We start from the raw sequence: 26263 nt of genomic DNA on the forward strand, positions 1-26263 counted from the left end.
TCTTAGACTTGGATGTATCGCAAGGATGAATAAAAGTATGACAAAAGAAGCACCTCAAATTCAGGGGGATACGCCAACACTCCGACTTTTTGCATTGTTGGAGGTGATCGCTCAGAAAGACGAGTTCATTTCACTGCAAGGCTTAGTGGAAGAAACCGGACTGCCAAAACCGACGCTACACCGTATGCTTCAGCAGCTCGAATCAGCAGGTATCATTCAGAAAGATGGTGATGAAAAGCACTACAGCTCAGGCATTCGCCTAAGAAAGTTGGCCGAGAATTTGTTGCTCAATAGCACCATGCACAGTGCACGCCGCACCATTCTCGAAAACCTTAGAGCGGAAGTCGGTGAAAGTTGTAACCTGACCGCTCTGTCCAGTGGCGAGATCATCTATCTCGACCGTGCTGAAACCGAAGCGCCATTGCGTTTCCATCTCCACCCCGGCTCACGAGTCCCTGTGCATTGCTCAGCAACAGGAAAACTGTTCCTTGCTCACATGTCCAAGTCTCAGCGCCGCCGCTTGATAGAAAGCGTCCCGCTAACCCAATATACGGTCAACACCATCACCAATTTTGATGAGCTGGAGAGAAATATCGGCGATGCAAAAATCCACGGGTTTGCCATCGATGACGAAGAGTTTTTACCCGGTTTAGTCTGTATCGCGGTATTGGTTCCGTCACCCAATGGACAATCTAATCTCGGTTTAGCTATTCAAGCCCCCGTGATTCGAGTCAAACCGGATGAAGCCATCAAGTTTCTCCCTGCCCTGCAAAAAGCCGCCAAAGCGCTGGCAAAAATTGAAGCCGAGAATTGGAACAGCTAACACTGGCCTCCTTGACTCCCTGTTACGCTAAGGCAGTAAACCCTTCTGCCTTAGCGTTTAAAATCACAAACCCAATAATTCCAACCCAATTAAATAAATAATTTATATAATTCACCCCTATTTCACTTCTCTCCCCGCACCCTTGGAATTCGAACACTATTTGCGGGAATAAATAATGAAAACAAGTTATGCACTGCTGACGCTTACTGCACTCAGCAGCTCAGCTTTTGCCAACATGGAACAAGGGCGCTTTGATCAACAAGGTTTCGGTGGTGAACTGACATTTTTGACCGGTTACGGTAAATCTGAGAGTAATCTGAGTACAGAAAACAGCACCAAGACAGGTGATCTCAATACCTCAGGCCAGTCTGACTCACAATTTATTGCGGCTCCTTTTGGTCAGCTTCGCTATACCTTTGGCGATCAGCAGGTGTTCTTCGGTATGTCCAGAGACGACATCGTCGAAGGGGTTTTTGCCATGGAGTTAGGTTACGCATTCGAACTGCAAGATCACTCTGCACTTTCTCTGTCTTACTTACCCACAATTGCTGCAGGAGAAGTTTGGGAAGATCCTTATTTAGTCAACACGGCAAGAAAGGAGACGGACGTCTCAGGCAATGCCTACAGAATTCAGTATGAGAATATTGCCAATTTGGGTATTGATGCGGACTTCGCGTTCTACGATAGGGATGTCGACAACGAGCGTTCAGGCAGTCAGTCTTCCGTCAACACAGCGTTACTCAATCGAGATGGTAGCGGTTACCTGGTAGGAATATCTTCGGGTGTCCCCCTCACTCGTTCTATCTTTTTAATGCCCACTTTACGCTATCATCACTTCGATGCGGATGGCAAAGCCATGGCATATGATAAATACAGCCTCGACCTGACCGCTATGTACATGTTCGGTAACAGCGCAATATCGTTAAATGGCGGTTACTCCAAGGCAGATTACGACGCCGAAAATCCGCTGTTTAATACTACGCGAGAGGATACGGGGTATGAGATCAACCTTGCTTACGAATATCGAGATTTTTTGGGCTGGCAAAATTTCGGTTTTAACATCTTAGCCGGATACAGCAATACTGATTCAAACATCACATTCTATGATCAGAACAACTACATGATGGGTGTCGGTATCAGTTACCTGTTTTAATCCATATTCCCGTGAAACTCCGGCTTCACGGGAATGCTTTCATCATGTATTAGGTAATTGTAAACGGGCAATCACGCCCCCTTCCCTCGGTTGAATATCGAACTGCCAGCCAAGCTTGTCGCAGACTTTCTCTGTCAACTCTAAACCGAACCCAAAACTCACATCGTATTCTTCACCCAGAGATTCCAATTCTGAGTTTTCGATGGTGACAGAGTCGCCATCAAACTCAATGTTCACCCAACCATTGTGGGTATACTGAAATGCATTTCGGACCAGATTACCCAACACGATCATCAATGGAATCACAGGCAGAGATCTTTCGGCTCGATCGGAAAAATGCGTCCGCACCTCCACTGACTCACCTTGGAGCAAATACTCCTGTTCATCGATCACTTGCGTCAGAAGATCGGGTAAAGAAATACGATGTGTTTTCGGCTGACTCTCACTTTTTCTCGCGAGCCACAGTAGGGTTTCAGTAATCTGCTGCATGTTCCGATTAGCACGCTGAATTCGACTCACTGGCACCTCGGCTTCTTCGGGTAAAGCAATCTTATCCAAGATGTCTAAATTGGCGCGGACAATCGCAATCGGAGTCCTGAGTTCATGGCTGGCATGAGACAAAAACTTCTTCTCGCGCTCAACCAAATGGGCGTTGCGGCGCAAAGCATCCTGAAGACAAGCTGCCAAACGATTGTATTCATCAAACTTAAAATCTGGTTTGGTTTCAGAAAATTCGCTTGAAATAGCTTCAGCCCAATTTACCAATTGCCCGGTTCTCTTTCCCACTTTGTAGTTGTAATACCAGAGCACTAGAATCGTCAGCAGCAGATAACTAGCGACAATAATCAATATTACGTACAGGCGACCATCAAATAACTGGTTTGCATTCTCTTCAACCAGCTCGTAATCGTAGCGGGCAATGGTATACAAGGGCCTTCCATCAAACAGCCTCAAGCGGTATATGACTAATATAGGGTCATATTCCTGACCATCGGTAAGGAACTCGCTTGCTTCAATAATAAGGAACTCACCATCTGACATCTCGACGTTATCTAATATGTTGGTCCCACGGATATCGACAACAGGTAACGTATCAAGCGAAAAACTCGTCACGTAGGTTGATGGAAGGTCAATGGTTTGATCTTTCTTGTAGGCAATAGCAAAGGCTTCACTTTCTGTCATCACTCGCAAGCGGGCAGAATCTTCTAAGCCTGATTGAAAGTAAGACATCAGCAGCTCAGCAAACACTATGATGGTGATAACGGCAATGCCAAAGAAAAATGACGTTAGACGATTTCTTAATGACAGATTGTTAAAGATTTTCATCGCAACCTTTTATCCTAAAGCCTTGTCCGACTACTGTTTCGATCAGCTTATCTGTAAAAGGCTTATCAATTTTCTGTCTCAACTGATACAACTGAACCTTAAGGTTATTGCTTTCAGGCGTGTCATCTGGCCACAACTTTTCTTCTATTTCGTTGCGGCCAACTATCGCTGGACTGCTGCGCATCAGAAGCTCCAATAGCTGTAAATTGATGCGAGTCAGGGGGATGGTTTTTCCGCTACGGGTGACTTTTCTTTCTTCAAGATCAAACACTAAGTCTGCGACCACCAGCTTCTTCGATTGGCTACTTTTGCGCTTGGCTAAGGCTTTAACTCTCAACGCCAGCTCTTTCATCGCAAAGGGCTTAACCAGATAATCATCGGTCCCCGCATTGAATCCAGCTTCCATGTCTTCCAGGGTATCTTTAGCCGTCAGCATTAAAATTGGCACATCAACGCTGCTCTGGCGAAGCTTCTGACATACCGTGAGACCATCTATTTTTGGCAACATTAAGTCCAGTAGAATAACGTCGTAGTTGTTTTCCGCCGCGAGATTGAAACCGCTATGACCATTGTAGGCATGGTCACAGCGGATATTTTCATACTTGAGGTAATCCGCCACCGACATCGCAAGCTCTTTGTCATCCTCAACTAAGAGCACATCAACGATCAACTCATTACTCATAAGCGACTTCCTTTTCACTACCTTGCTCATGCTGATCTTTTTTACCACTGAACAGACCATTGAGGTCTTCATTGATCATCACAAGCGCTGGGATTAACACCAGAGTTATTATAGTGGCAAATAATATTCCGTATCCCATTGATGTAGCAGCTGGAATTAAAAACTGTGCTTGAGGAGAGGTTTCAGCCAATAAAGGCACCAAACCAAAATACGTCGTGGTTGAAGTCAGCAAAATGGCTCTCAATCGCCCAGTTCCCGATTCAAGTAAAGCTTCTGTCACGGCAAGACCCGCTTCTCGCCCTGTGTTGTAGCGTGAAATTAAGAGCAGACTGTCATTCACCACAACCCCTGCCAGAGCCAAAATGCCAAACAAGGACAGTAGACTGATAGGGATGCCATGCAGCATATGGCCCAGAAGCGCACCGATAATGCCAAACGGTATCGCAAACATAATGATCACGGGCTGAAAATACGATTTAAGTGGTACCGCCAGCAGCGCATAAATCGCCACCAAGGCAATCACAAACACGCTCATCAATGATTGAGTGATCTCGTCCTGCTCTTTCTGTTGACCAGAGATAACAATCTCCAAATCCCTGAATTCAGTCTGAAGCTGCTTCAGAATTCCTTCCTGCAATTGAGCCACCACCTCTTGAGGTGAGATCACCGCTTTATCTACATCTGCAGTCACCTGATTCACTCGGCTATAGTCAATTCGTTCAATGGTTTTCGATGCATACCGCGTCGAAATCGTGGCAACCGAGGTCAGAGGTACAATTTTGCCATTTGGTAAACGTATGTCTGTGTAGTGCAGATCATTGAGACTTTGCCGACGCGTGTCGGGGTACTGGATTTTCACTTTGACTTCGTTCTGCTCTTTTTGCAGACGTTGAATTTCGTAGCCTTGATACGCGTATTTCAATTGGTTCAACAATTCTGCATCCGTTAGCCCAAGAGCCAGACCGTTTGGCGTCACTTGAATATCGGCTTGAACTTGTGCGGCTGCTACACCATTTTTAACGCCGGACACACCATTGACCTGCCCCAGCGCCCTAACCAGAGAGCGGCCAGCTGCTTCGATGGTCTGATTGTTTTTGCTCCGCAACTCAATACTGATGTCCTTTTCACTTATCATGTCAGCACCAAAGTTGATGCTTTCAATGCCCTCCATCGGTGAAAGCATACTCTGCCATCTTTTAGCAATATCACTGGCTGTCACCGGCCTCTCATCATTGGCAGATAGGCCTACGGTTAAAGTGGCGGTGTTGTCCGTCGTCTCTGTCAACACATCCTGTATAGGGTCAACATCGAGTTGGTAGTCGATAAACAACTGATCGTTTAATACATCCGCCAGCTTCTCTAACTCTAGCGCTTCGCGCTGAACCAATCCAAATCCGGCATCGTCTTTAAACACCACATCAACCTGAATGAAATCCATGGATATCTCGGGGAAGAAAATTGCTTTAATTTTCCCGGATGGAACCGCCCCAGCGACCAACACAAAAAATGAGATAAACATTGCCAGAGCGGCATATCGGTAAGTCAAAACCAGAGCAAGAAAAGGCTTATAGTAATGGAAAGTAAAATACCCTAACCCTACCAAGACTTGGTTTTGTAGTTTATTCCAGTAAGCACCAAGGCTCTTTCCTTTAGAATTCGAATGCATGCGCACATGCGCCAAGTGTGATGGCAGAATCAACTTTGACTCTATCAATGAAAACAGCAAACAAAATGCAGCAGCATAGGCAAATTGAGCGAAGATTTTGCCTAAGTCTCCCTCAACCAGACTGATCGACATAAACGCCACCATAGTTGTCAGCACACCAAATGTCGTGGGCGTGGCGACTTTCTGCGCTCCAATAATGGTGGATTCTATGCTGGCACCGCGTTTTTCACGCTCTTCATATATGCTTTCACCAATCACTACCGCGTCATCGACGACAATGCCCAGCGCCATAATGAAACCAAAGGTCGTCATCTCATTGAGAGTCATTCCAAAAAAGGAATCTCCCATCAAAATCATGGCCCCTGAAAAAATGACAGGTAGGCCAACCCCAACCCACAACGCCACACGAATATTGAGGAACAGCGCCAGTAACGCGATCACCAACAATACCCCCTGAAAACTGTTGTTCATCAAGAGAGATAAGCGGTTTTTGATTGGCTCACTCTGGTTGTTCCACAGTTCGGCATGGATTTCCGTTGGCAGTGTCTGTTCAAACTGGCGAACAATCGCAGTTACCTCATCTGCAACGACGGTAATGTTCGATTTTCCGTACATTTTTACTTTCAAACCAACGGAGGTACTGCCGTTGTAGCGCGTGAGAAAGTTCTTATCCGCGAAGTCATCTTTAACGACCGCAATATCAGACAAGCGGATAATTCGCCCGTCGGCCAATTGCATGACAGGAATCGACGAAAATCCTTTGGCATCTTCTCGTTGCTGATCGGTTTTTAAGATGAGTGTTCCTCGCTCTCCCTCAAGTTCTCCTCCCGTGTCCGTGACTGACGCGGCGCTCACTTTCGAAGCGACATCAGCCAAGGACAGTCCCAACGCTTGCAGCTTACTCTCATCAACTTGAATCGTAATTTCTTCTGCGCTGCGTCCGACGTAGTCAACTTTCTGAATCTGGCTATTTGCCAAGAGCTTGGCACGTAAGTCTTCCGCGTATTGCTGCAATACCTGTTTTTTCACATCACCGTACAGATTGACCGAGATGACATCTTCCAGAAATACGGCGCGTTCGATGACGGGTTTCTCTGCACGTTGCGGCAATGTATCAATCGCATCGACTTTGTTTTTGATATCTTGATAAAGCGTATCCAGCTCGTAACCACTGGTTTTAGTTATCGTCACAGAAACACTGTCTCCCGACGAACTACTGCTCAGCGTTTTAATACCGTCAACGCCTTGCAAAGCCTCTTCGATCTTCAATGCAACGCCTTCCTCTGAAGACTCAGCCGAACCGCTGTCAAACACAACGCTAACTGTGACACTATTGGGCGGAATACTAGGGAAACTCTCAGTACGAAGTTTCAACATGGCGCTCAAGCCCGCAACCACAATCAGCGCCATCAGCAAGTTCGCCGCGACAGAGTTACGAGCGAACCAAGCAATGATTCCACTATTTGTCTGATTAGTTTGCATAGGAAGGTACCTCTTCCGTCACCACTTTCATGCCTTCGATATAGTGAGACATCGGCTTTCTGACCAAATTGATGTGCTCAGCCAGCTCTCCCCTTGCAATACCAATCTCCTTGGTATTGGCATAGAGAGTCTTCGCTTTATGACGAAATAACGTCGCATCCACCTCATACCAGATATAACCATCTGCGGTCAGCGATGCTGAAGCGATCACGTAACTATCAGGTAGTGCTTTTCCTTTGATTCGAACTTGAACGAAGCTACCAAACAACAAAGGTTGTGACTGAGCGAGAGGGGTATCAACCGCCACCGTTAACGTTCTAGTGCGTGTTGCTTGGTCAATGACTAGCGATAATTCTGTTGCTCGACCAAGCCATTGACTATCCGGGCTACCCGGCGAAAAAACATCAACCTGAAGATCGGTTAGATCGGCGGGTAACTGCTGCCATTCAGACTCAGACAGAGCGAGCTTAATTTCAGCAACTTCAGAGGATTTCAGTTCACCAATCGTACTACCCGGTGAAAGATAGCTGCCAGAGGTCACACTCCGGCCAGATACAACCGCATCAAAAGGCGCATAGATCTTAGTGTGAGATAAGTTTTTCTCGGCATTCTCCACTGCCTTTTTCGCCGCATTAAACTGAGTTTTGGCGATTTCTAGTTGCGGCTCACGCAGTGCTAACAAACTCGGTTTATCTGAGATTTCAGAACGGGTCCAGTTATCCTGTGCTCTTTGGTGCTTCCGCTGCTCTTGCAATAGTGCCAGATGCGCGTCAGCCAGCGTTTTCTCAGCATTAGCGAGTGCAGACTGGTAGTCTGAGTCCTCAATGCGCACCAGCAATGTTCCTTTTTCCACTTTCTGCCCGACTTTAAAGTTTTCTGCTTTCCAGACAACGCGACCTGATACCTGAGTCAGAACTGTCAAAGTATCCGCAGATTGAGCTTCCCCATAGCCTTCAATCACGCTGTGGTGTTTACCCGCAGCTAAGCGTTTAATCGTTACCTTGGGTAACAGAACCTCATCTTTAACAATGACAGTTTGGGGCTGATTGCTAATCGCATAACTGGTGTACATTACCGCCGCAGGAATGGTCAATAAAGCCAGTAAACTGACGACGATTTTCTTAATATTGATTTGTCTCACTGACTACACTCCCATTCCTAATGCCAGCCCCAAGGTAATTCGATTTGAAAAGCGGGCTTGCTCTGTCTCTAACAATTGAATTTTTGCCTGAAATGCCGCTTGCTTTGCCGTCAATAATTCCAGTACGCCACTAGCACCATCCTGATACAGATTTTGATAATCCTGCATACTTGCGAATGAATACTCGTAAGCTTTACTCAAGTGTTGCTCCTGCATCTTGAGCGAGGCTTCTTGATCAAATGCATTTTCAACTTCGTTCACCGCATTCAGCAGCAGTTTTTGATAGTTGAGGTAAGCAATTTCGGCATCCAAAGCTTTTACCTCCGCGTTAGCCTTTAAAGACTCGCGATTAAATAGCGGCGCGGTGATCCCACCAAGTAGACTCCATGCAGAGGAACTATCGAGCAATTGATGCATAGATTCACCCGTTCGACTGACGGAACCAGTAAGGTTAAATTTCGGCAACAGCTGTTTGTAGGCGACAGATGTGTCTTTGTCAGCAGAGATAATCCGCTGATACGCGGCGAGTAAATCTGGGCGCGAGCCAATCACTTCTCCCGGAAGCTTTATTGGTGGCGCTGCAATCTGTGCTATTTCGGTGGGGGAAATTGGCGTCTCTCGTGTCGACACGCCTCTTAATATATTGAAACTGCGGATTGCGACAATTTGGCTCTGTTTTCTAGCAGCGAGCGTTGATCGAGTGCGTTCTGTGGTCGCTTTAGCAGCATCAAGATCCGCCCTCTCTTTTTCACCATCAAGAACTTGCTCACGAATAATGGCTTCCGTGTGGTTCAAGCTGGTAATCCAATGCTCCTCTACCGCAATGATTTGTGCACGGTAATGGATGTCGAGCCAAGCCTGAATGACACGAGCAGTAAGGGAGTTTCGGGCATAAACGTAGTCCAGCTCGCTGGCTTTCGACGATGCTAAGGCAGCATCTGAGGCGTCCGCTAACCGTCCCCAAATGTCGATTTCCCAGCTTAAGTCTAACGACAAGGATTGTGAGTTCTGGATCGAGCCCTGCTTTTTTCGAGAGGCCTGATAATTAAAGTTAAGTGAAGGTTCCTCCTGCATCTCAGCCTGCTTTGACAACAGTTGAGCCTGACGCAATCGCGCCGCTGTCACCTTCAAGTCGTAGTTGGCAATCAACACTTCTTCTACTAGCTGTGCAACTTGCGGCTGATTAACCAAATCCAATAACTGTTTCGAAAATTGGTCATTGACGAATTCACTCGTTGCTTGCCATTTTTCTGGTATTCGTACGTCATTCCCTCGCTCCGAGAATGCCTGTTCATCCGGAAACGCGCTGCACCCTACAAGCAGCGCAAGCAACACTGAACAAGCTAACCATTTTGTCTTTTGTTTGTTACTTAACATATCTCACCCCAATCAATTGCTGACATTTTTAATCTCAACATGGTGAATTAGGGGTGAAAGATATGAGCGACGAATGAGAAAGGGTGGTTTCTAGCGCTGTTGCAGTATCCCCTTTCTAGATAACCATATTTAAGACAAGACAGTAGCAATAGATATAAAGGCTAGGAGCGATTATCTACATAATAATTATTGGGCTGGAACCTTAAGTAAGATTTGCGTTTTGGATATGTCAGCTGTGCCATGCTGAGAGAAACCATCAAGTTTCTCTACTCTGAAAAAGTCTATCGAAGCTCTGACAAGATTGGGGGCACCTTTCAAAAAGGCATAAACAGACAGAAGCCGTTTATGCCCGGATGGATAATATTCTCATCATGATTCGATATTATCTAAAGAATCAACACTAAAGAGTAATCCTGTTCAATAATATAGTATTCTTCATTATTATTTTTCATTACCTACCTATTTTAATTGCCAGAACTGAATTTTCGTTAGATTATAAAAATCAGCAATTATAATTTACTTAGACCTCACTCGCTGTCGAGACAAAAAACTGGTTCAAAAAATACTAGAGGAAGATGATAAAACCTCTTCCTCTATGACCGGAATACAAATCAAGACTCTACAAACTGCTTCCCCATGATCCAATCCGATACCTTTATAAAGTTAAGCGTATCCACGTTGTGTTTCTTAAACACTTTCACTACTTTCTCATGCATCATAATATGAGGGGTACTGCTGAATTTAGGCATAAAAACCAAGCGCTCTTCTTCTGGTATCGCTTCTAACTTTTCATCACTCATGCAGTATTGTTGAATTTTTTGTCCCTCTCTATTGGGATTTCTTTTTCTTATGGCACATCTATCCAGGTCCAGCACATCCATTTTTTCAAAGACGTTAAACACCCAATAGTCTTCATGGAAATTACCGTTGTCATCCACTATTACCGCTGGGTAGCATTGACAAAACTTATTGTCAACGTTGCCAAGTGACTGCTTGATAGCGGCAGTGAACACAGGGTAAGTTGAATCTAAATGTGCTTGTTTAATCGGCCTTGATATCCCTCCTGCTATGTCCTTTTCACGATAACCATTTTCAAAAAACATAGGCTCACTTCCACTTAGTTTTGTAAACTCATAATCGCGGTAGTCTGATCGATCGTGTGTTGTTAGGTATAAAGTGTTTTCGTCATAGCTTTTAAAAACAATATAGTATTGATCGTTGTATTGACTCATTTTCCTACCTCTGGTGTCCATCTTGTGCTTCTAAAAGTTATCGTTTTAGTATTCCATGGCACGCGACTAGATTGATATCGCTTGTCTTTGCCATCGCGATCATTGTCTTTGTAGTGGAGCCTAGCATTGTTACAATAGGTTCCATGATGCTTTTCCGCATCATTAACCTCGAATTGGCAAGCACATCCAGGTCCACCGGGAATAAAGTAGTGGGAAATTTTGGTTAATGGTAATGAATAGAACTCACCATCAACCACAAGATTTATTTCTTCAAGGATATCTTCACTAATTGGGTCGAGTATCTTGTGTATATCTGACTCATCTTCTGTTTTTTTAGTCTTGCCATAACAGCTTTTTATTTTGCTTCTTATTTCAGGATCTTTTAACTCCCCGGAAACATAATCGTGATATGGCTCTTCTTCGGCTCTCATATACGTATGATCGCCACGGTGTAATTGACAATGAAGCTGACACGCCCCTGGCAGGGTAGCTGGAAAGCCGACCAAGTTCGATAACTGGTTGATATCGTAACCTTTACTGACTAAATCTTGTCCCAGTTTGCTTAACTTCACGGCTTCAGCCGAAATCAAGTGATGGGTATCCATATGGATACCGTTGTTAAAAGGGTGATCAGGCAATTTCTTTACGTTTTTCACCCAACGCTTACGATACTTTTTTTTCTTTATCATCCCAACGAGAAAATCTGACTCGGATGCTTCTTGGTTTATAAGTTTGGCCATCAATATCCCATCCTACACATAATTGATTTCACCACGGTATACCCGAGGTGTTTTATGCTTTTCACTCTTACATAACCGACACTGACCATTTCTAGGATTATGTTTCTCTTCTAATAGAGCAGTGTCGTTCACCCGTTTATTTGGAACAGCTGACTTACGACGCAATGCCAAATGGCCCGCTAACTTATCGTAATCTGGCAAAATATCGACTAAACCATCGACGGTGCTGCTAAAGGTTTTTAGTGCTTGTGCGGCATGAGAGACGGCCCCAACCTTTTTAACGCCCATGGTAAATTTAGCTGTAACCGTCGCAATTCTGGCGGCCGCCCCTGCTGGCCCCGTGAGTAAGCCAATCACTATGGTTAACACCACTTCAATGGCGATGTACGCTGCTGCTTTACCTACGTAGTAGAAATAGAAGTTAGGCGGGATAGCTTCAATAATCAGACTCAAGTATGTAAAGAAAGGTAGAATACTGTTGTTATCGTTAATCAACGCCAAGGCCTTAGGGAAAAACTCACTTTCCTTTATCTCCATAGCCCATTCAGGGTCAAACTCCATCAACACAGTATCGACAAACGTTTCCAAGCCTTTTACATTGTTACTCGTGAATAGTGTTGGTAAGTTCCAAATCGCTTCTCTGTGCTTTGCGATACATTTGATTTTTCGTGCTATATCGTCGGAACCTTCATTCCACCAAAGCTGCACATCATCGATGGCCTCATCAATGCTCTCGTACGCATCCACACTGGCTGCAAAGAGTAAGTTAGGAGCAATACTGGAAATATAGGCCGCCTGTTTTACCCAGCTTGGTAAATCGCTTTGAGCTAACTGAGCTTCCGTTCCTTTCATCGCATCAGCGGTGTACTTTTCCAATGCATTGTATTTTTGATTGGCGTAAATATAGAGCTTATCAAAACCATCGGTGGTAGCATCGGCTAGGGTATGGCCCATCTCGCCCCAGACTTCGGGAGAGAAAAGTTCCACCACATCAGCTCCCCAAGCTTTAGCCCCTTCAAGCACACCATCACCCAAACAGAGTACGCCTTCTTCGTCCCATTGTTTCTGGAAACCTGACATATCTTGAGCAACAGTGTTTAAAAGGCCATCCAAATAGGTCTCTATCGCTTCTTGTTGCTTTGCAATCTTATCTTCAATGCCCGGTTCACCTTCATACTCGATAGTGACAGAGTCAGTGTTCGGCTTGAAGTCGTCGACCACCACCACACCTCCTTCTGTCTTTTGAGTCTCCAACGCCAAATCCATCGTTTCTGAGACCGTACTTCTTTGCGGTAATGGGTTGAGCTCTAACTTGTCTTTATGAGGAACGGAGCCATTGGCTATCACTTTAAGGTTTTGAGCGTAAACAGGTGTTCCCCACAGGTCATCGTGGACGGCACGAATCTTAATCCATTTCTGCTCCTCTAAATCTATCTTCGGTATTGCATTCACCACCACTTCAATCGTTCCTGCTTCGGCAGAATAAACATGATCGGGCGCTTGAATGACCGAAACACCTGACACATCACTCATAAGTTGGTTAGCTTTCTTCTCCATACGCTTGAAAGCTTGGCTGAGGTTATCGGACAGCTTTTTAGCATAGGTATCAATGGTACTAACATGCTTCTCATAGATATCAGATGACAAGTAAACGTAATTCAAACGACTGGCTTCGGACTTCAGGGATTCAACACGCCCCTTTATCTTACTAAGCAGACCTTCAAGCTCAGAGTTGAGTGCCTTCTTCGCCTTATCCCAAGGGTAGCTGTTGATAAAAACCTGCGGGTTACCTTTGCCACGAGCACGCATGTAAGCCAGCATACGGTCAGCCGTTTCATGCTTGGGTAAACGAAATAAGACAGAGAGTATTTCCCCTTCTTCCATCACCATAGGTAAGCCGTTCGCCAGTACACTGTCAAAACTGGTATCAGAGAGACTATCAATTCCCGCAATTAGCGATTCTGCCAATACGCTGAACTGAAAATCAGGGTGTCTAAATTCAAAGTGGGCTTTCGTTTCTGCTTTCACAATATCGGCAAAATACCGGTCAGCGGTGAGGCTAGGCCCCATGGTTCCCCAGCCTTCTACTGGCGGGGCAATACGATTCGGGTGCCAGAAGGTTTGCTGCCCCTGAGCAGACCTATCAAAAAAGTCATAGTCATTGTAATCCGGCAAATAGTGCGGGTTGGTGATACGAACAGCAGTCGTGACAAACTCATCCGTACTTTCTTTAGCTAGAATTTTGATTTGACCGGGCTTTAAGCCTGATACTTTGCTTTTACCAGAATCATCAAAATGACCGGGAGACAGAGCACCACCAGAGACATCGGTAATATCAAAGTCGGCGTTCATGAGAAGCACGCCATCCGGGTATCTGGCCTTAACGTAGACGGTGTAAGTCCCTTCTTCATCTTCGTTGACCGTTACGGCTGGGTTTTGAACCCCGCCGAGGCACATGGTGTTGGCCTTATTCATCGTCATTTGGTCAGACAGTCTTGCCACGCCCTTCCCTTCGATAATGACATTCGGTGACGCGGATATGAATTCAGCCTCGGATTCAATCGTGCCCGATGCCACACCTTTTTTGTCCCCACCTGCATCGCCTGTGCTCTTAGCAAACTTACTGCCCTTTAAAGCAATACTGTTGCCACCATCTGCGGTGACGGTCGTGGTACCTTCTACTAAATCTGCTGACTTCGCGTTGTTTCCGTAAGGAATAGGGACAACTGCAGGACCTACTGTCGTGAGACACACATCAGGTAAAGTCGCATTTGCTTCTCCTCCTGAGCCTTTATGGACAATGCTCAGTCCATTTGCATTTATAGTTACTGCCATTGTTTTATCTCACTACTGTGTCGGTTAATTCAAAGTAACTTTTTTGCCTTGAATCTTATGCATTTTTTCTGCGGAATTATTGATGTACTTTGCCGAAGTGACCACTCTGCCATCCTGACCATTGAATGTAGTTTTAGCCTCACCTGCTCCAATAGTGACTTCTTCTGTAGCCTCTAGGACAACTCTTTGTGCTTTTAGAGTGATTTCTTGTTGATCAATCATCGAATAATAAATGTTGGTTAAAGTTGGTAGATTTATATCCCCAGCAACAAAATCAATGCGACAGTCAAGCTCATTGTCGATTGCGACATGAATTTCAGATTGAGTGAACCCTCGCCCCAAAGTCCCCCAAATAGGTTGCTCATGAGGATTTCCTTGGAAGTCAATTTTTATACGAGATCCTTCAGGATGGCTTTCTACAATCTTCCCGAACCTAGAATTTAGTTCTCTTGGCTTATCGTTAGGATATTTTGACCGAACCATATCATTGCCTTCTCCTAGCTTATACTGGCGAAATACTATCAGTTTGATGAGACAAGAGAGTAATGGCTAAATAACAGCATATTCTGACACTTAGGCTAGAGAAACAGGCTAAATTAAAAGTAATCTTTCGAAATGTTCTATAAAACCCAAAAGAGGTTATTCGTTATGCAACTTGGGGTTGTAGTTCGAGAATGACATTTTGTGACCTTCGTTACATAAAAAACAATAATATGTAAGAAAAAAGCATTCGTGGCAGTGTTATTTATAGGTAAGTAAATGGACTACTTTAGTCAGTGGTACAAAAAAGCCCGCAAATCACTTTGCGGGCTTTTAAATGGGTGGAAGCCCCAGCCACATCCCGGCACACAAGTCACTCGCTGCGGCTGCTTCCTTCCGGACCTGACCGAGTTCACGAGCTATTGTTGCGGGAGGACCAGGGCCTCCATAGATTCTGTTTCCTTAGCATGGCTAAGGAGTGAAGGGATTATCAGCCATCACCGCAGGTAATTCAAGGGAAATTCTTAATATTACCTTCGATTTTGTGCCAAGTGCTTAGTCGTTAACCACCCTTACTAAAATGGACAACATTTTGCTCATTGGACTGACGGCTTATTATACAGCGATGCTTCTCTCGTTTATGATCGTACATAGCTTGGTCTGCCTCGTTCAGTACTTCTTGCAGCGTCATAAAGCGATCTCTTGGGCACGACACACCAATCGCAACAGAAACATCCAAAGAAACCTGATGGTCTTCGGACACAAAGTGCAATGAAGATAGCTTATCGATTAGAGCGTTTAGGGTTAGTTCGTCAGGCTGGCCAACCAATATAAATTCGTCCCCACCAATCCTATAACTGTTCCCTTTCCAATAAAGCTCGATTTGATGAGCGACGGCTTTTAAGACTTGGTCACCAATTTCATGTCCATAAGTATCATTAATAAACTTGAACCGGTTGATATCCAGATAGAGCAAGGTGTAATGAGCATTGATACCAGAACGAAAACGTCGATGCATTGAACGTCGATTTTTCAGCCGAGTTAGGTTGTCTGTGGTTGACTGGCTGTGAAGGTAAATAGCCACGATCGCTAAGAAACCTAATACCAGCATAAACAACGCCCTGCTCTGGCGAGAAAAGCTTTGTTCCGCCTGAAGGGTGGCTTTCCAGTCTGGTCGATAGTCGTAGCGTTTTATGATTCGTTCAGTGTCGATCATCTTTAAAGCACGGCTAAACAAAGGAGCAAGAGATGCACCCATTTGATTTTTGGCGAATCCAATCGCAATGTCTGAGGTGTAATACCCCCCTATCAACAGGTCTTCCGTCAAAGGAAGTAGATCTTTTGACTCTCGCAATAGCGTATTAAAGTTCGCTCGGCTTATCGCAATGTAGTCGACTTCATGATTCATCAGCGCCTTCAATTGCGACTCACTGCTGTCATACGTTAGCAATGTCTTCTTAGGAAGTAGCCCCCTGAGCAGCTCTTCGTAAAAATCATCTTTAACGACACCGATACGCTCAACAATCAGCTCAGAGACATTGCTGTATACATTGTCTTTGTAGCCTTCGCGCTTAACTAGTATCGCTTCAGGCTGATAATACGGGTCGCTGTAGTAGACTAAGTCTTTGCGAGCTTCAGAGATAGCAATTGGAGAAAGCACATCAATACGTTTGGCAATCAAGTCACCATACATGCTTTCCCAGGATTCGTCCGCGGTGCTTTCGAGCTTACAGTTCAACATCAGGATGTCACATGCCTGAAGAACGATATCGGCAGTAATACCCGCTATAGAACCATCATTTAGGTAAGTGGCGTATTGACCGATATTTTCGATTTTTACTCTGAGCGGACGATTAAAGTTGATACCACTATTGAGTACCGCTTGTCGCAGTGCCTGCTGACGAATCTCAAATTGATATTGGTTGATAGATTCGCGTAAAAGCTTTTGAACTTCAGCGCTATGTACATAGTGCTCGATCATTTTCAATAATTGGTGGTGGGCACCTTTAAGTGAAACGATGGAAACAGGCTTAATTGAAAGCTGGTGATTGAGCAGCTGCGCATCATACCCCGCAAGCAACATAGGCTTGAGCTGATTGATAGCATCAACCACTCCATCCACTGTTCCTTGTTTGAGTAACTGTAGAGCTTCAGACTGACCAGAATACTCAACCAATGCTATTGCAGGAAAAGCTTTGCGGATCAGCTCACCATAAATAGTGCCTTTCGGTACACCGACGGTATGGAGCTTATCCAATGTCGCATTAGTTGCACTATAAACGTAGGTATACTCAATATTGGTTGGGCTAGAGAAATCAAAGTAGAGCGCTCTATCCGGGGTATAAGTCACGTTCGCCGCGAAGTCACTCTCCCCTGTTTTCACTGAGTCTAGGATCGCATCAAAACTAGGGTAATAAACATATTCAAGATTAAGACGAAACTTAGACGCAACCGCATCAAACAGAACGCGCGTCACTACGTCGTCTGCTTCCATGGCAACTTTATAACTGTGAGTTTGGGCTTTGACGGGCAGAAACCAGATAGCAAAAAGCAATACAGCTATCCAGCCGAAGCGTCGTTTTATTGGCATAGAGAACGTTCAAAAAGACAGTGTGACTTAGAAGTGCAACCACACAATAAGTAATGTTTAAAATATGCGCAATTCTGGCATAGATAATGAAATTGTCCAAGCGCATATTTTAAAATGAATTTATCACCTTTAACTATAAATCTGCTTCCTCGTCTGAGCTGCGCAAAATGTAGTCGGTCATCCATGCGGTACCCAGTAAGCAAATCCACACGACAAAGACAGGGTTTGGCACCTCAACCGTTGGCGTTACCACTAGTGCAGCAAATCCAACCGTAGGAAGTGTCCAGCACAGCAGTTTCCCCCAACGGAAGCTTTCTAACTTAGACAAGCTTTCCATGGAGGCAAATATTCCCGTGACACATAGCGCAACCAATGCCGCGTAGGATAAGTCAGCCATCCACAAGGGTAGAATCAGCCCCAATGCCCACCAGCTATGTTTGTTGTTAGACTGCCAATGACGTGCAGCCCACCATGTCACAATCACAGACAAAGTCTGCACAACGGTAATCATCGGCTCTCCGCCAAGTTTACCTCCCGACTGAGTCACCATAATCCCCACCTGTAATGTCACCACAATGAGTGCGGCGGTCAATAAGACACCTAAACTACTTCGTCGGGAAAACACCACCATCAGCAGCGGGAATAAGATCCACTGACTAATCGAAAGTGCAATTGGTTGATATGGCAACGTCAAACCATAGGTCGTGAGTGCGGCCATCAGAATAAGCCCGACAACACCCCCTTGCGGAAATATCCATAACGCAGGAATGATCAAAGCCAAAACAGGAATGTCGCCGTCACTCAGACTGATAGCCCGAGCACAAACAACAGCCAATAAGGTTGTCACTAAGAACTGAAATGTAGAAAATACCATGCCCTCTCCTTATCCCTTCCATGGAAAAATCGAACTAGGACAAAATCATTATGGACCAGTTTTTAGCGCAAATCTTTGCGGTGATTCACCAAATTCCGTGTGGAAAAGTAACCACTTACGGAGAAATCGCCAAACTTGCGGGTTATCCGGGCTATGCTCGCCATGTCGGAAAGGCATTGGGTAACCTGCCGAAAGACTCAAAGCTCCCTTGGTTTAGGGTCATCAATAGTCAGGGAAGAATTTCGCTAAAAGGTGAGCATTTAGTCAGACAAAGGGAATTGCTGATCGCGGAAGATATTGAAGTCACCAACGATGGAAAGGTGAGCTTGAGAAAGTTTCGATGGCAGCCCTAGACTGCCATCTCAGAATGTATATTAATGGCTGACTCCAACCAAAACTAAATCAACGTTACTGGTCTGATTCTGATCGGTGATCACCGGGTATACGGTATCACTGATAAAACGCAGCTGACCGTCAACTTCGATTCGCGCACTGACGCTATAAGTGTGATGAGGCTTAATTTTTCTCGGATCAAACGCTAATTCGAACTCAAAAGGAACCTGCGTACCTCCCGTTTCAAATCGGTGTTTTGCTATCACTGTAGCGGGCGCATCAGCGAGTGAGATGTCTTGCAGCGTCACAGTCACCAGCGCATTGTCAGGCAATGCAATGAATTGTCGGTAAGCGACGGTGCCAGATACAGCTGTCATTTTCACGCCCCCTTCTCCATTCTGCGGAGATTGGCAACCAAACAATGTCATACCCAACACAACGGAAACAAACAGCGTCAACGCTTTTTTCATAAAGCCTCACATAAACAATGGAATACCGGAAGATTATATGCAGTGAAGTTCGCTTTGTCATGCTCCTAACCGCGTGATACCCCCTCACCTAAACACGTTGGTCATTTTTATCACTTAACCGCCAAATAGCTGTTTAACTTATCAGTTTGTGCTTAAAATAGACGTATATTGACTAAATTGTTAAAGGTGCAGGAATGAGCAAGCCACTCAACGAACTTCTGGAATTATTGAAACTGGAAAAGCTGGAAGAAGGGCTTTTCAGAGGCCAGAGTGAGAACTTAGGCCTACCTCAGGTTTACGGTGGGCAAGTGATCGGTCAGGCGCTCTCAGCCGCTCGATACACAGTGGCTGATGATCGAACGGTTCACTCATTCCATAGCTATTTTCTCTACCCTGGGGATCCAGAAAAGCCGATTGTTTATGATGTAGAAAACCTACGCGACGGCAGAAGTTTTAGCACTCGCCGAGTCAAAGCGATTCAAAATGGCCGACCGATTTTCTACCTCACCGCGTCCTACCATGGCGAAGCACCGGGATTTGAGCATCAAAACACCATGCCAGACATTCCGGGCCCAGAGAATTACGCTTCAGAGTCAGAGCTGGCTGAACGAATCGCAGACTTTTTGCCTGAGAAAATCAAAGTGGCATTCTGTGGCGAGAAACCAATCGAAACTCGCCCTGTAACTGTGGTAAATCCACTGAAACCACATAAAGAAGAGCCAAAGCAATATCTGTGGATTAAAGCCAACGGAGAAATGCCGGACAACCAGCTAATTCATCAATATCTGCTGGGCTACGCATCGGACTGGGGTTTTCTGGTCACAGCATTGCACCCACACGGCGTATCACTGATGACACCTAATTTCCAAGTCGCCACTATCGACCATTCCATATGGTTCCACCGACCTTTTAAGATGGACGAATGGCTGCTTTACGTTATTGAAAGCCCGACCTCAAGTAACACTCGCGGTTTAGTTCGAGGCGAAATATACAATCGTCAGGGCCATCTGGTCGCTTCTGCTGTTCAGGAAGGTGTGATGAGGTTTACCAAGTAATCAGTCCCTCTCAATTATACCAATGTAAAATTTCTGTATGCTCAGAGAATTCAGGTTTACTCTGAGCATCTCATCGGATTAGGATGCTGGCATATGCATTATGTTTAGTTTATCGCGATGAAAAAAAGTCTCCTCACTCTCATTCTGTTTCTTTTCTCTACGCAAGTGCTAGCTGACTCACTAACAAAGCAGATAGCTCTGATTGAGCAGCAATCTGGCGGCCGTTTGGGCGTTGCCGTGCTCGACACACAAAATGATAACCAATGGCAATATCATGGTGACGACCGTTTTCCAATGATGAGCACATTTAAGACACTCATGTGTGCCAGCATGCTCCACTTAGCCAAGCAAAAAAAGCTTAACTTAAATGCCACAACCACGGTCACAGAAAGCGAGCTGGTGACTTGGTCTCCGATTACTGAGAAGTTGACTGGTCAAGACATCACTGTGCAAAAGGCGTGTGAAGCCACTATGCTGATGAGCGACAACACTGCAGCTAATATCGTGTTGCATCAAATTGGCGGGCCAGAGCAGGTTACACAGTTTGTTCGCAGTCTGGATGACAGCGTCACTCGGCTGGATCGATTTGAACCTGATCTCAATCAGGCCACACCTAGAGACAAGCGAGATACCACGTCACCAAGTGCGATGGTCGAGCTGCTCAACACCCTCTTGCTCCAAGACGGTTTGAATCCGGAATCTCAACAACAACTACTGACGTGGATGAAAAACAATAAGGTTTCGGATCCTCTGATTCGTTCCGTTTTACCTCAAGACTGGTCTATCGCCGACCGCTCAGGAGCGGGCAATCAAGGGTCAAGAGGTATCACTGCACTAGTGTGGAACTCACAGCGCAAACCAATCATCCTCAGTATCTACCTGACGCAAACTCAGCTTGATATGGCGCAGCGAAACCGCGTAATCAATCGAGTTGCTAATCTGATGTTTGAACAGTTTTCCGTGAAGTAAACACACAAAAGAAGCCATAACTGGCTTCTTTTTCTCAATTCAAGTTGTTAGTTATTACTAATGGGAATGCCCGTGTGAACGCTCGGTGCTATAACCACTAAAGCTCGAATCTGTTGTGCCTTTAAAACAGTTAAGTACCCAAGGAAAAGTGTCCGTAACATAGTAGCCATACTGCCCATCTACCGCCATACCGTTGCATTCATCAAGGTCTCCCAACCCAACGGTATATTCCCAATCCCCGCGAAACTGTCCATCGTAGTTGCTACTAGCTACATTGCCTCCCACAACTGGTGCGGTATAGCTTCCTTCATCAACACGAGCTCCAGATTTCAGTTGATAGCTTGAAACCGCCTTTCTTACTTGGCCTGTTGAGCTGTCGGTAAAGCAACTTCCGTATACTGGAAAACCATCGGCAGCAAAGCCAATAACAGGCGACGCTTCACCACCGGCGCAATCCTGAATAAACATCGCGACCGGATTACCATGATAGTGATACTCGCCTGTTGGTTGTACATGGGCATTGTGGATATCAGTACCAAAGCCATTCAAGGAAGACATAGGATCATAACGCCAAGGGTTGTTAATCTGGTCCTGACCGCACCCCGTTCTTTCATCTCCGACGCCATAACAAGCAGCAGCAAGCAAATCCACTTTTACGCCATTAAGTAAAATCGCTTCTGATGTGCCAAGACTCAGCTCAGTTACACTGGAGGCGGCTCTCGGAGAAGCTGTGAATTCATAACCAATACTCTGCTCTGACACATTCGTTGCAAATGACGCAGTAGCATCGTTAAAGTCATGATTGGGAATTGCATTCGACTGCACAATACACTTCGTGCCACTGGAGGAGATATCCACTTGTCCTGTAAACAGTAGCGACCGCTGAATATCATTAACTGAAGAAAAGAAACTCCCTAAATACTGCTGACAATCACCGGAAAGGTTGGTGAAAAAGGTATTTGTGATGTCAGAGCCGGAACCCGAAGCCGTGGCAGAGCTTTCCCCCCCGCCACTATTACAACCAAACAGCAACAACGTTATTGCCGCCGTCACAGAATATGAGACTAGATTTAAGACTGGCATTTCATTCACCCCGCTTATAATTGCTTTTTAGTGAGATTAGCCAGACCTCCAAATTTATAAATCTGATTTACCAGACTTTACGTGTCTATACACTTCTTTACGTTTCTCCAATCGGCAGTGCAGTTGTGTATTTGAGCGGTTCCATCGCAAAGGTTGAGGTAACATTGGATATCCCTGCAACAGAGTTAACCAGCTTTTTGTAAAAGTTATCAAAACACTGCATATCTTTAACCTGAACTTTCATCATGTAATCGTATTCTCCGGCCATACGATAGAACTCCATTACTTCAGGGAAATCTGAGGCTGTAGAAACAAACTGACTGTACCACTCGTGGGAGTGATCGCAGGTTTTCACCAGAACAAAGGCGGTAAAAGACAAGTCGAGCTTCTCTGGGTTGAGCAAAGCGACGCGCTTTTCAATCACCCCTGACTCTTCCAGCTTTTTCAATCGCTTCCAGCATGGCGTTGTCGTCAGGTTCACCGCTTCTGCCAAATCATTGAGCGACAAAGTCCCATCCTGTTGTAACAACGCTAGGATCTTTCGATCCACTTTATCCAGTTCCATACTCACCGTCTCATGATAGAAAAGTTTTCTCCAAATAAAGCAAATTAAAGGCAATTAGGCAAAGTATTTCTCCTATTATATAGATAGATTATTAGCATAACGATGCTAAGGAGATTCCCATGTGTACAGACCACAACTGGATTAATAACGCGATTCGAAAAATTGAGGCTGATTTCCAACGCTCCGCGGACACTCACTTGATCAAACTGGATTTGCCAAGTGTGGAAGGGATCGACGTTTACCTCAAAGATGAGAGTACACATCCGACAGGGTCTCTAAAGCACCGTCTAGCGCGTTCACTTTTCCTATACGCGATTTGTAATGGTTGGGTTGGCTCTGAAACCACCATTATTGAATCGTCATCAGGCAGCACCGCGGTCTCTGAGGCGTATTTTGCTCGTCTGCTTGGATTGCCATTTATTGCCGTTATGCCGAAGTGCACAGCGAAGAAGAAAATTGAGCAGATAGAGTTTTATGGTGGTCAGGCACATTTGGTTGATCGCTCAGATCAAATCTACGCAGAATCGCATCGATTAGCGAAAGAGCTCAATGGTCATTACATGGATCAGTTCACCTATGCTGAGCGTGCGACAGACTGGCGTGGAAACAACAATATTGCCAATTCCATTTTCAGCCAGATGAAGCTTGAAGATAACCCTGTTCCAAAATGGGTGGTCATGAGCCCGGGCACAGGGGGAACTTCCGCTACCATTGGCCGTTTTATTCGCTATCAGCAACACTCGACTAAACTTTGCGTCGTTGACCCAGAAAACTCGGTCTTCCATGATTTCTTCAAAACAGGCAACCCTGAACTCAAGGGCAACTGCGGAAGTAAGATCGAAGGTATTGGTCGACCTCGCGTAGAGCCAAGCTTTATTCCAGGCGTGATTGATGAGATGCGCACCATTCCAGATGCCGCTTCAGTCGCCACAGCGCACTGGCTTGAAAAGATCCTTGGCCGTAAAGTCGGCGCATCAACAGGGACTAACCTGTACGGTGTACTACAGATAGCAAGTGAAATGAAAGCACGTGGTGAAACAGGCTCTATCGTGACACTTTTGTGTGACAGTGGTGAACGTTACCTAGACACCTACTACAATAGTGAGTGGGTCAAACAAAACATCGGCGATTTGCAACCTTATCTAACGAAATTAGAAACGTTTGAAGCAACTGGCCAAATCTAAATAACAATAACAACGTCAGTTGGAAACTCAAACGCCACTCATCTGAGTGGCGTTTTCATATTAAGCCAAAAGCCGCAGGCTCTGATTAGCTCTTTTTCTGGCGCGCTTCGAAAGCCGCGAGTTGCTCAGGTGTCGCTTTCGGCTGATGGTTTTGCTTCCACTCATCGTAAGTCATGCCATAAACACGCTCACGTGCATCATCAATGTCCAACTCTAAACCCTGAGTTTCCGCTTCAGCTTTATACCATTTACTGAAACAGTTACGGCAGAACCCCGCAAGAATCATCAGATCAATATTCTGCACGTCTTTATTCTCATCAAGGTGAGACAGCAAACGGCGAAATACCGCTGCATCCAGTTTGTCCTGCTCTTCTTGAGAAAGGTTTTTATATTTAAATTCAGCCACTTTACTTACCTATTGTTGTTCTGTATCGAATTATCTTATCAAGTCTTGGCCCAATACAAAAACGCCCAAGCACTTGGCTCGGGCGTTTATCATAAAATTCTACTTAACCTTGAATACCAACAATCAACCATGGAGCGTTAGGTACCGTTAGGTCTCGCTCAAGGTGCCAGATATCTTCAATGTTCTCTTCAACATTCTCTACAGCATCACGGTAGCGGCCGCTAAACTGTAAGCTAAGCTGTGCTTTGCTTGCATCATAATCTGCACGAACGATTTCTGCATCAACGTACATCACATCAGTATGCTGCTCACCTTCCAGTTTCGCACGCTCAGCTTTTAGGTCTTCAAACAAACTTGGAGAAACATATTCTTCAATCGTTTCAAGCTGGTTGTGATTCCATGCGCCTTGTAGAGTTCGGTAGTGCTCACGTGAACCATTAATAAAGGCCACTTGATCAAAACCCGGTGGGTAGTTGTGCGGAATGTCAGATTGTGCACCAAAGCCAAAACCACCTTGGTTGCCAGACTGAGGCTGTTGTTGCTGTTCGAAGTTATGAACATTAGGTTGCTCAAACTTAGGGGCAGAGCCACCAAATGCAGGCTGCTGCCTCTGCTGATTCATACTACCCTGCTTCGAGCCAAGCAGACCTCGCATCAATTTGAAGATGACAAAGGCCACCAAACCCATGATCAGGATATCCATGAACTGGATGCCTTCAAACGCGCCACCAAAGAATGCCGCTAAAAGACCGCCCGCTAACAGACCGCCAAGCAATCCGCCCATTAGGCCTTTTTTACTCGACCCTTGCGTTTTTGCGCCTTGGTCTTTACCAATCGTGTTTGTGTTTTGCTGTTGTTGCTTTGGCGCAGGAGCTGTTTTAAAGCTCTTACCAAATGACTTACCGCCACCAAACTTCTTCGCTTCTGCGATAGGAGTAATAGCAACAGATACCATTAGCAAAGCAACGAGGGAAAAAAGTCGTTTCATATTTTTCCTTAGGGTTTCCTGTATAAGGTAAGAATTATACTTATGGAGCAATAGTAGCCTTTGTATCTAGAGAATGAAATATGCCAAAGTCGAATACATGTATCAAAGTATTGCAAATTAGTACTTCGCCAGTTGCGCTTAGCCAAGACCCTTATTAGAATATTGAACGTTGTTCATTTTTGAAAATTTATCATGGCCCGTAGAAACGATCATACGCGTGAGGAGCTCATCGCTCTCACTCTCGACACTGTCAAAGACTTCCTCAGCGAAAACTCCTACCACGAGTTAAGCTTACGCAAAGTCGCTAATATGATCGGTTATGTGCCGAGCACGCTAGTTAATGTGTTTGGTAATTACAACTTGCTGCTACTCCATGCCGTCGCACAGACTCTCGATGAACTGGCTGAAGAAGCAAAAATCGTCGTCTCACAGAGCCAAGATCCTAAAACCGCGCTCTACGAGCTAGCCTACTGCTACCATGATTTTGCTCAGCGCCACCCTCATCGCTGGCAGCTGATTTTTGAGCACAATATGAACGGCGAAACCCTCCCTGAGTGGCAAGCTGAACGTATTGATAACATGACTGGCATGCTTGAACAGCTACTGCAAGTTCTAGCACCTCACCGTTCATCTAAGGAAGTGTTGCAAGCCAGCCGCGTTCTGTGGTCTGGTGTTCATGGAATTACGCTACTGAGTGTCGACGATAAATTCTTCGCAGCTGAGCCAGTTGACGGCAAAGAGCTCATCAATAACTTACTCTCTCACTATATCGCGAACTGGTAATCGCATCCTAAAGGAACAGGGATAAT

General features: G+C 45.3%; 23 protein-coding genes and 1 other RNA gene. 7 read left to right on the forward strand and 17 right to left on the reverse strand.

The genetic code is table 11. From position 1 onward, the window contains the following. Positions 1-37 precede the first annotated feature (37 nt). Positions 38-823 (forward strand): IclR family transcriptional regulator, encoded by a 786-nt coding sequence (locus tag F0265_RS08220; protein ID WP_171748510.1) that lies wholly within the window; start codon positions 38-40, stop codon positions 821-823. Positions 824-998: 175 nt separating this feature from the next. After that, on the forward strand, positions 999-1976 hold the full coding sequence (locus tag F0265_RS08225; RefSeq protein WP_019276718.1) for a DUF2860 domain-containing protein: 978 nt from the start codon (positions 999-1001) through the stop codon (positions 1974-1976). Between the two features lie 42 nt (positions 1977-2018). Here F0265_RS08225 and F0265_RS08230 read toward each other — a convergent pair whose 3' ends face one another. The 12 genes from F0265_RS08230 to F0265_RS08285 all read right to left on the reverse strand — a co-directional run bounded on the left by F0265_RS08230 (position 2019) and on the right by F0265_RS08285 (position 18401). Beyond that, the gene (locus F0265_RS08230) at positions 2019-3302 is read right to left on the reverse strand and encodes a HAMP domain-containing sensor histidine kinase (RefSeq protein WP_171748511.1); all 1284 of its coding nucleotides are present in this window, start codon (positions 3300-3302) and stop codon (positions 2019-2021) included. Next, positions 3289-3984, reverse strand: a complete 696-nt coding sequence (locus F0265_RS08235; protein ID WP_019276720.1) for a response regulator transcription factor — start codon at positions 3982-3984, stop codon at positions 3289-3291. Before F0265_RS08235 ends, F0265_RS08230 begins: the two co-directional genes overlap by 14 nt. Further along, on the reverse strand, positions 3977-7132 hold the full coding sequence (locus tag F0265_RS08240) for an efflux RND transporter permease subunit (protein ID WP_171748512.1): 3156 nt from the start codon (positions 7130-7132) through the stop codon (positions 3977-3979). Before F0265_RS08240 ends, F0265_RS08235 begins: the two co-directional genes overlap by 8 nt. Further along, on the reverse strand, positions 7122-8273 hold the full coding sequence (locus F0265_RS08245; RefSeq protein WP_171748513.1) for an efflux RND transporter periplasmic adaptor subunit: 1152 nt from the start codon (positions 8271-8273) through the stop codon (positions 7122-7124). The genes F0265_RS08240 and F0265_RS08245 overlap by 11 nt, the downstream gene beginning before the upstream one ends. Positions 8274-8276: 3 nt before the next feature. Continuing rightward, positions 8277-9650, reverse strand: a complete 1374-nt coding sequence (locus F0265_RS08250) for a TolC family protein (protein WP_171748514.1) — start codon at positions 9648-9650, stop codon at positions 8277-8279. Positions 9651-10261: 611 nt separating this feature from the next. Further along, complete coding sequence (locus F0265_RS08255; protein WP_171748515.1) at positions 10262-10882, reverse strand: DUF1629 domain-containing protein; 621 nt, start codon at positions 10880-10882, stop codon at positions 10262-10264. Further along, positions 10879-11622, reverse strand: a complete 744-nt coding sequence (locus tag F0265_RS08260) for an AHH domain-containing protein (protein WP_171748766.1) — start codon at positions 11620-11622, stop codon at positions 10879-10881. The genes F0265_RS08255 and F0265_RS08260 overlap by 4 nt, the downstream gene beginning before the upstream one ends. Before the next feature lie 12 nt (positions 11623-11634). Beyond that, positions 11635-14457 carry a PAAR-like domain-containing protein gene (locus tag F0265_RS08265; RefSeq protein ID WP_171748516.1) on the reverse strand — a complete coding sequence of 941 codons (2823 nt, stop codon included), beginning with the start codon at positions 14455-14457 and terminating at the stop codon, positions 11635-11637. 24 nt (positions 14458-14481) lie between these two features. Then, on the reverse strand, positions 14482-14940 hold the full coding sequence (locus F0265_RS08270) for a hypothetical protein (protein ID WP_171748517.1): 459 nt from the start codon (positions 14938-14940) through the stop codon (positions 14482-14484). 342 nt (positions 14941-15282) lie between these two features. After that, an RNA gene (ffs, locus tag F0265_RS08275) (signal recognition particle sRNA small type) lies at positions 15283-15379 on the reverse strand. Between the two features lie 120 nt (positions 15380-15499). Continuing rightward, complete coding sequence (locus F0265_RS08280) at positions 15500-17431, reverse strand: GGDEF domain-containing protein (RefSeq protein ID WP_171748767.1); 1932 nt, start codon at positions 17429-17431, stop codon at positions 15500-15502. A gap of 229 nt (positions 17432-17660) precedes the next feature. Further along, positions 17661-18401 (reverse strand): hypothetical protein, encoded by a 741-nt coding sequence (locus F0265_RS08285; RefSeq protein ID WP_171748518.1) that lies wholly within the window; start codon positions 18399-18401, stop codon positions 17661-17663. Positions 18402-18451: 50 nt separating this feature from the next. Between F0265_RS08285 and F0265_RS08290 the strand changes: the two genes are divergently transcribed. Further along, the gene (locus F0265_RS08290) at positions 18452-18754 is read left to right on the forward strand and encodes an MGMT family protein (protein WP_019277957.1); all 303 of its coding nucleotides are present in this window, start codon (positions 18452-18454) and stop codon (positions 18752-18754) included. Between the two features lie 21 nt (positions 18755-18775). Here F0265_RS08290 and F0265_RS08295 read toward each other — a convergent pair whose 3' ends face one another. Further along, positions 18776-19204 (reverse strand): YbaY family lipoprotein, encoded by a 429-nt coding sequence (locus F0265_RS08295; RefSeq protein ID WP_171748519.1) that lies wholly within the window; start codon positions 19202-19204, stop codon positions 18776-18778. A 194-nt stretch (positions 19205-19398) separates the two neighbouring features. Between F0265_RS08295 and tesB the strand changes: the two genes are divergently transcribed. Both tesB and bla read left to right on the forward strand, forming a co-directional pair. Then, complete coding sequence (gene tesB, locus F0265_RS08300; protein WP_006959223.1) at positions 19399-20259, forward strand: acyl-CoA thioesterase II; 861 nt, start codon at positions 19399-19401, stop codon at positions 20257-20259. Positions 20260-20376: 117 nt separating this feature from the next. Next, on the forward strand, positions 20377-21228 hold the full coding sequence (gene bla, locus F0265_RS08305) for a class A beta-lactamase (protein ID WP_171748520.1): 852 nt from the start codon (positions 20377-20379) through the stop codon (positions 21226-21228). Positions 21229-21285: 57 nt separating this feature from the next. On the opposite strand, the gene F0265_RS08310 is transcribed toward bla, so the two are convergent. Then, positions 21286-22311: a YHYH protein gene (locus tag F0265_RS08310; protein WP_171748521.1), complete on the reverse strand. Its 1026-nt coding sequence runs from the start codon at positions 22309-22311 to the stop codon at positions 21286-21288. Between the two features lie 97 nt (positions 22312-22408). Continuing rightward, positions 22409-22876 carry an Lrp/AsnC family transcriptional regulator gene (locus tag F0265_RS08315; RefSeq protein ID WP_019277953.1) on the reverse strand — a complete coding sequence of 156 codons (468 nt, stop codon included), beginning with the start codon at positions 22874-22876 and terminating at the stop codon, positions 22409-22411. Positions 22877-22995: 119 nt separating this feature from the next. Between F0265_RS08315 and F0265_RS08320 the strand changes: the two genes are divergently transcribed. After that, positions 22996-24060: a PLP-dependent cysteine synthase family protein gene (locus F0265_RS08320; RefSeq protein ID WP_171748522.1), complete on the forward strand. Its 1065-nt coding sequence runs from the start codon at positions 22996-22998 to the stop codon at positions 24058-24060. 85 nt (positions 24061-24145) lie between these two features. On the opposite strand, the gene F0265_RS08325 is transcribed toward F0265_RS08320, so the two are convergent. Together F0265_RS08325 and F0265_RS08330 are read right to left on the reverse strand one after the other, a co-directional pair. After that, a complete protein-coding gene (locus F0265_RS08325) occupies positions 24146-24466 on the reverse strand; it encodes a DUF1244 domain-containing protein (RefSeq protein ID WP_038162104.1) in 321 nt (106 codons plus the stop codon). Positions 24467-24569: 103 nt separating this feature from the next. After that, a complete protein-coding gene (locus F0265_RS08330; protein WP_171748523.1) occupies positions 24570-25454 on the reverse strand; it encodes a Tim44 domain-containing protein in 885 nt (294 codons plus the stop codon). Positions 25455-25646: 192 nt separating this feature from the next. On the opposite strand from F0265_RS08330, the gene F0265_RS08335 reads away from it, so the two are divergent. Next, a complete protein-coding gene (locus F0265_RS08335; RefSeq protein WP_038512692.1) occupies positions 25647-26237 on the forward strand; it encodes a TetR-like C-terminal domain-containing protein in 591 nt (196 codons plus the stop codon). Positions 26238-26263: the final 26 nt, after the last annotated feature.

It is taken from the genome of Vibrio sp. RE88, assembly GCF_013113835.1.
In the GTDB taxonomy this organism is placed as follows: Bacteria; Pseudomonadota; Gammaproteobacteria; order Enterobacterales; family Vibrionaceae; genus Vibrio.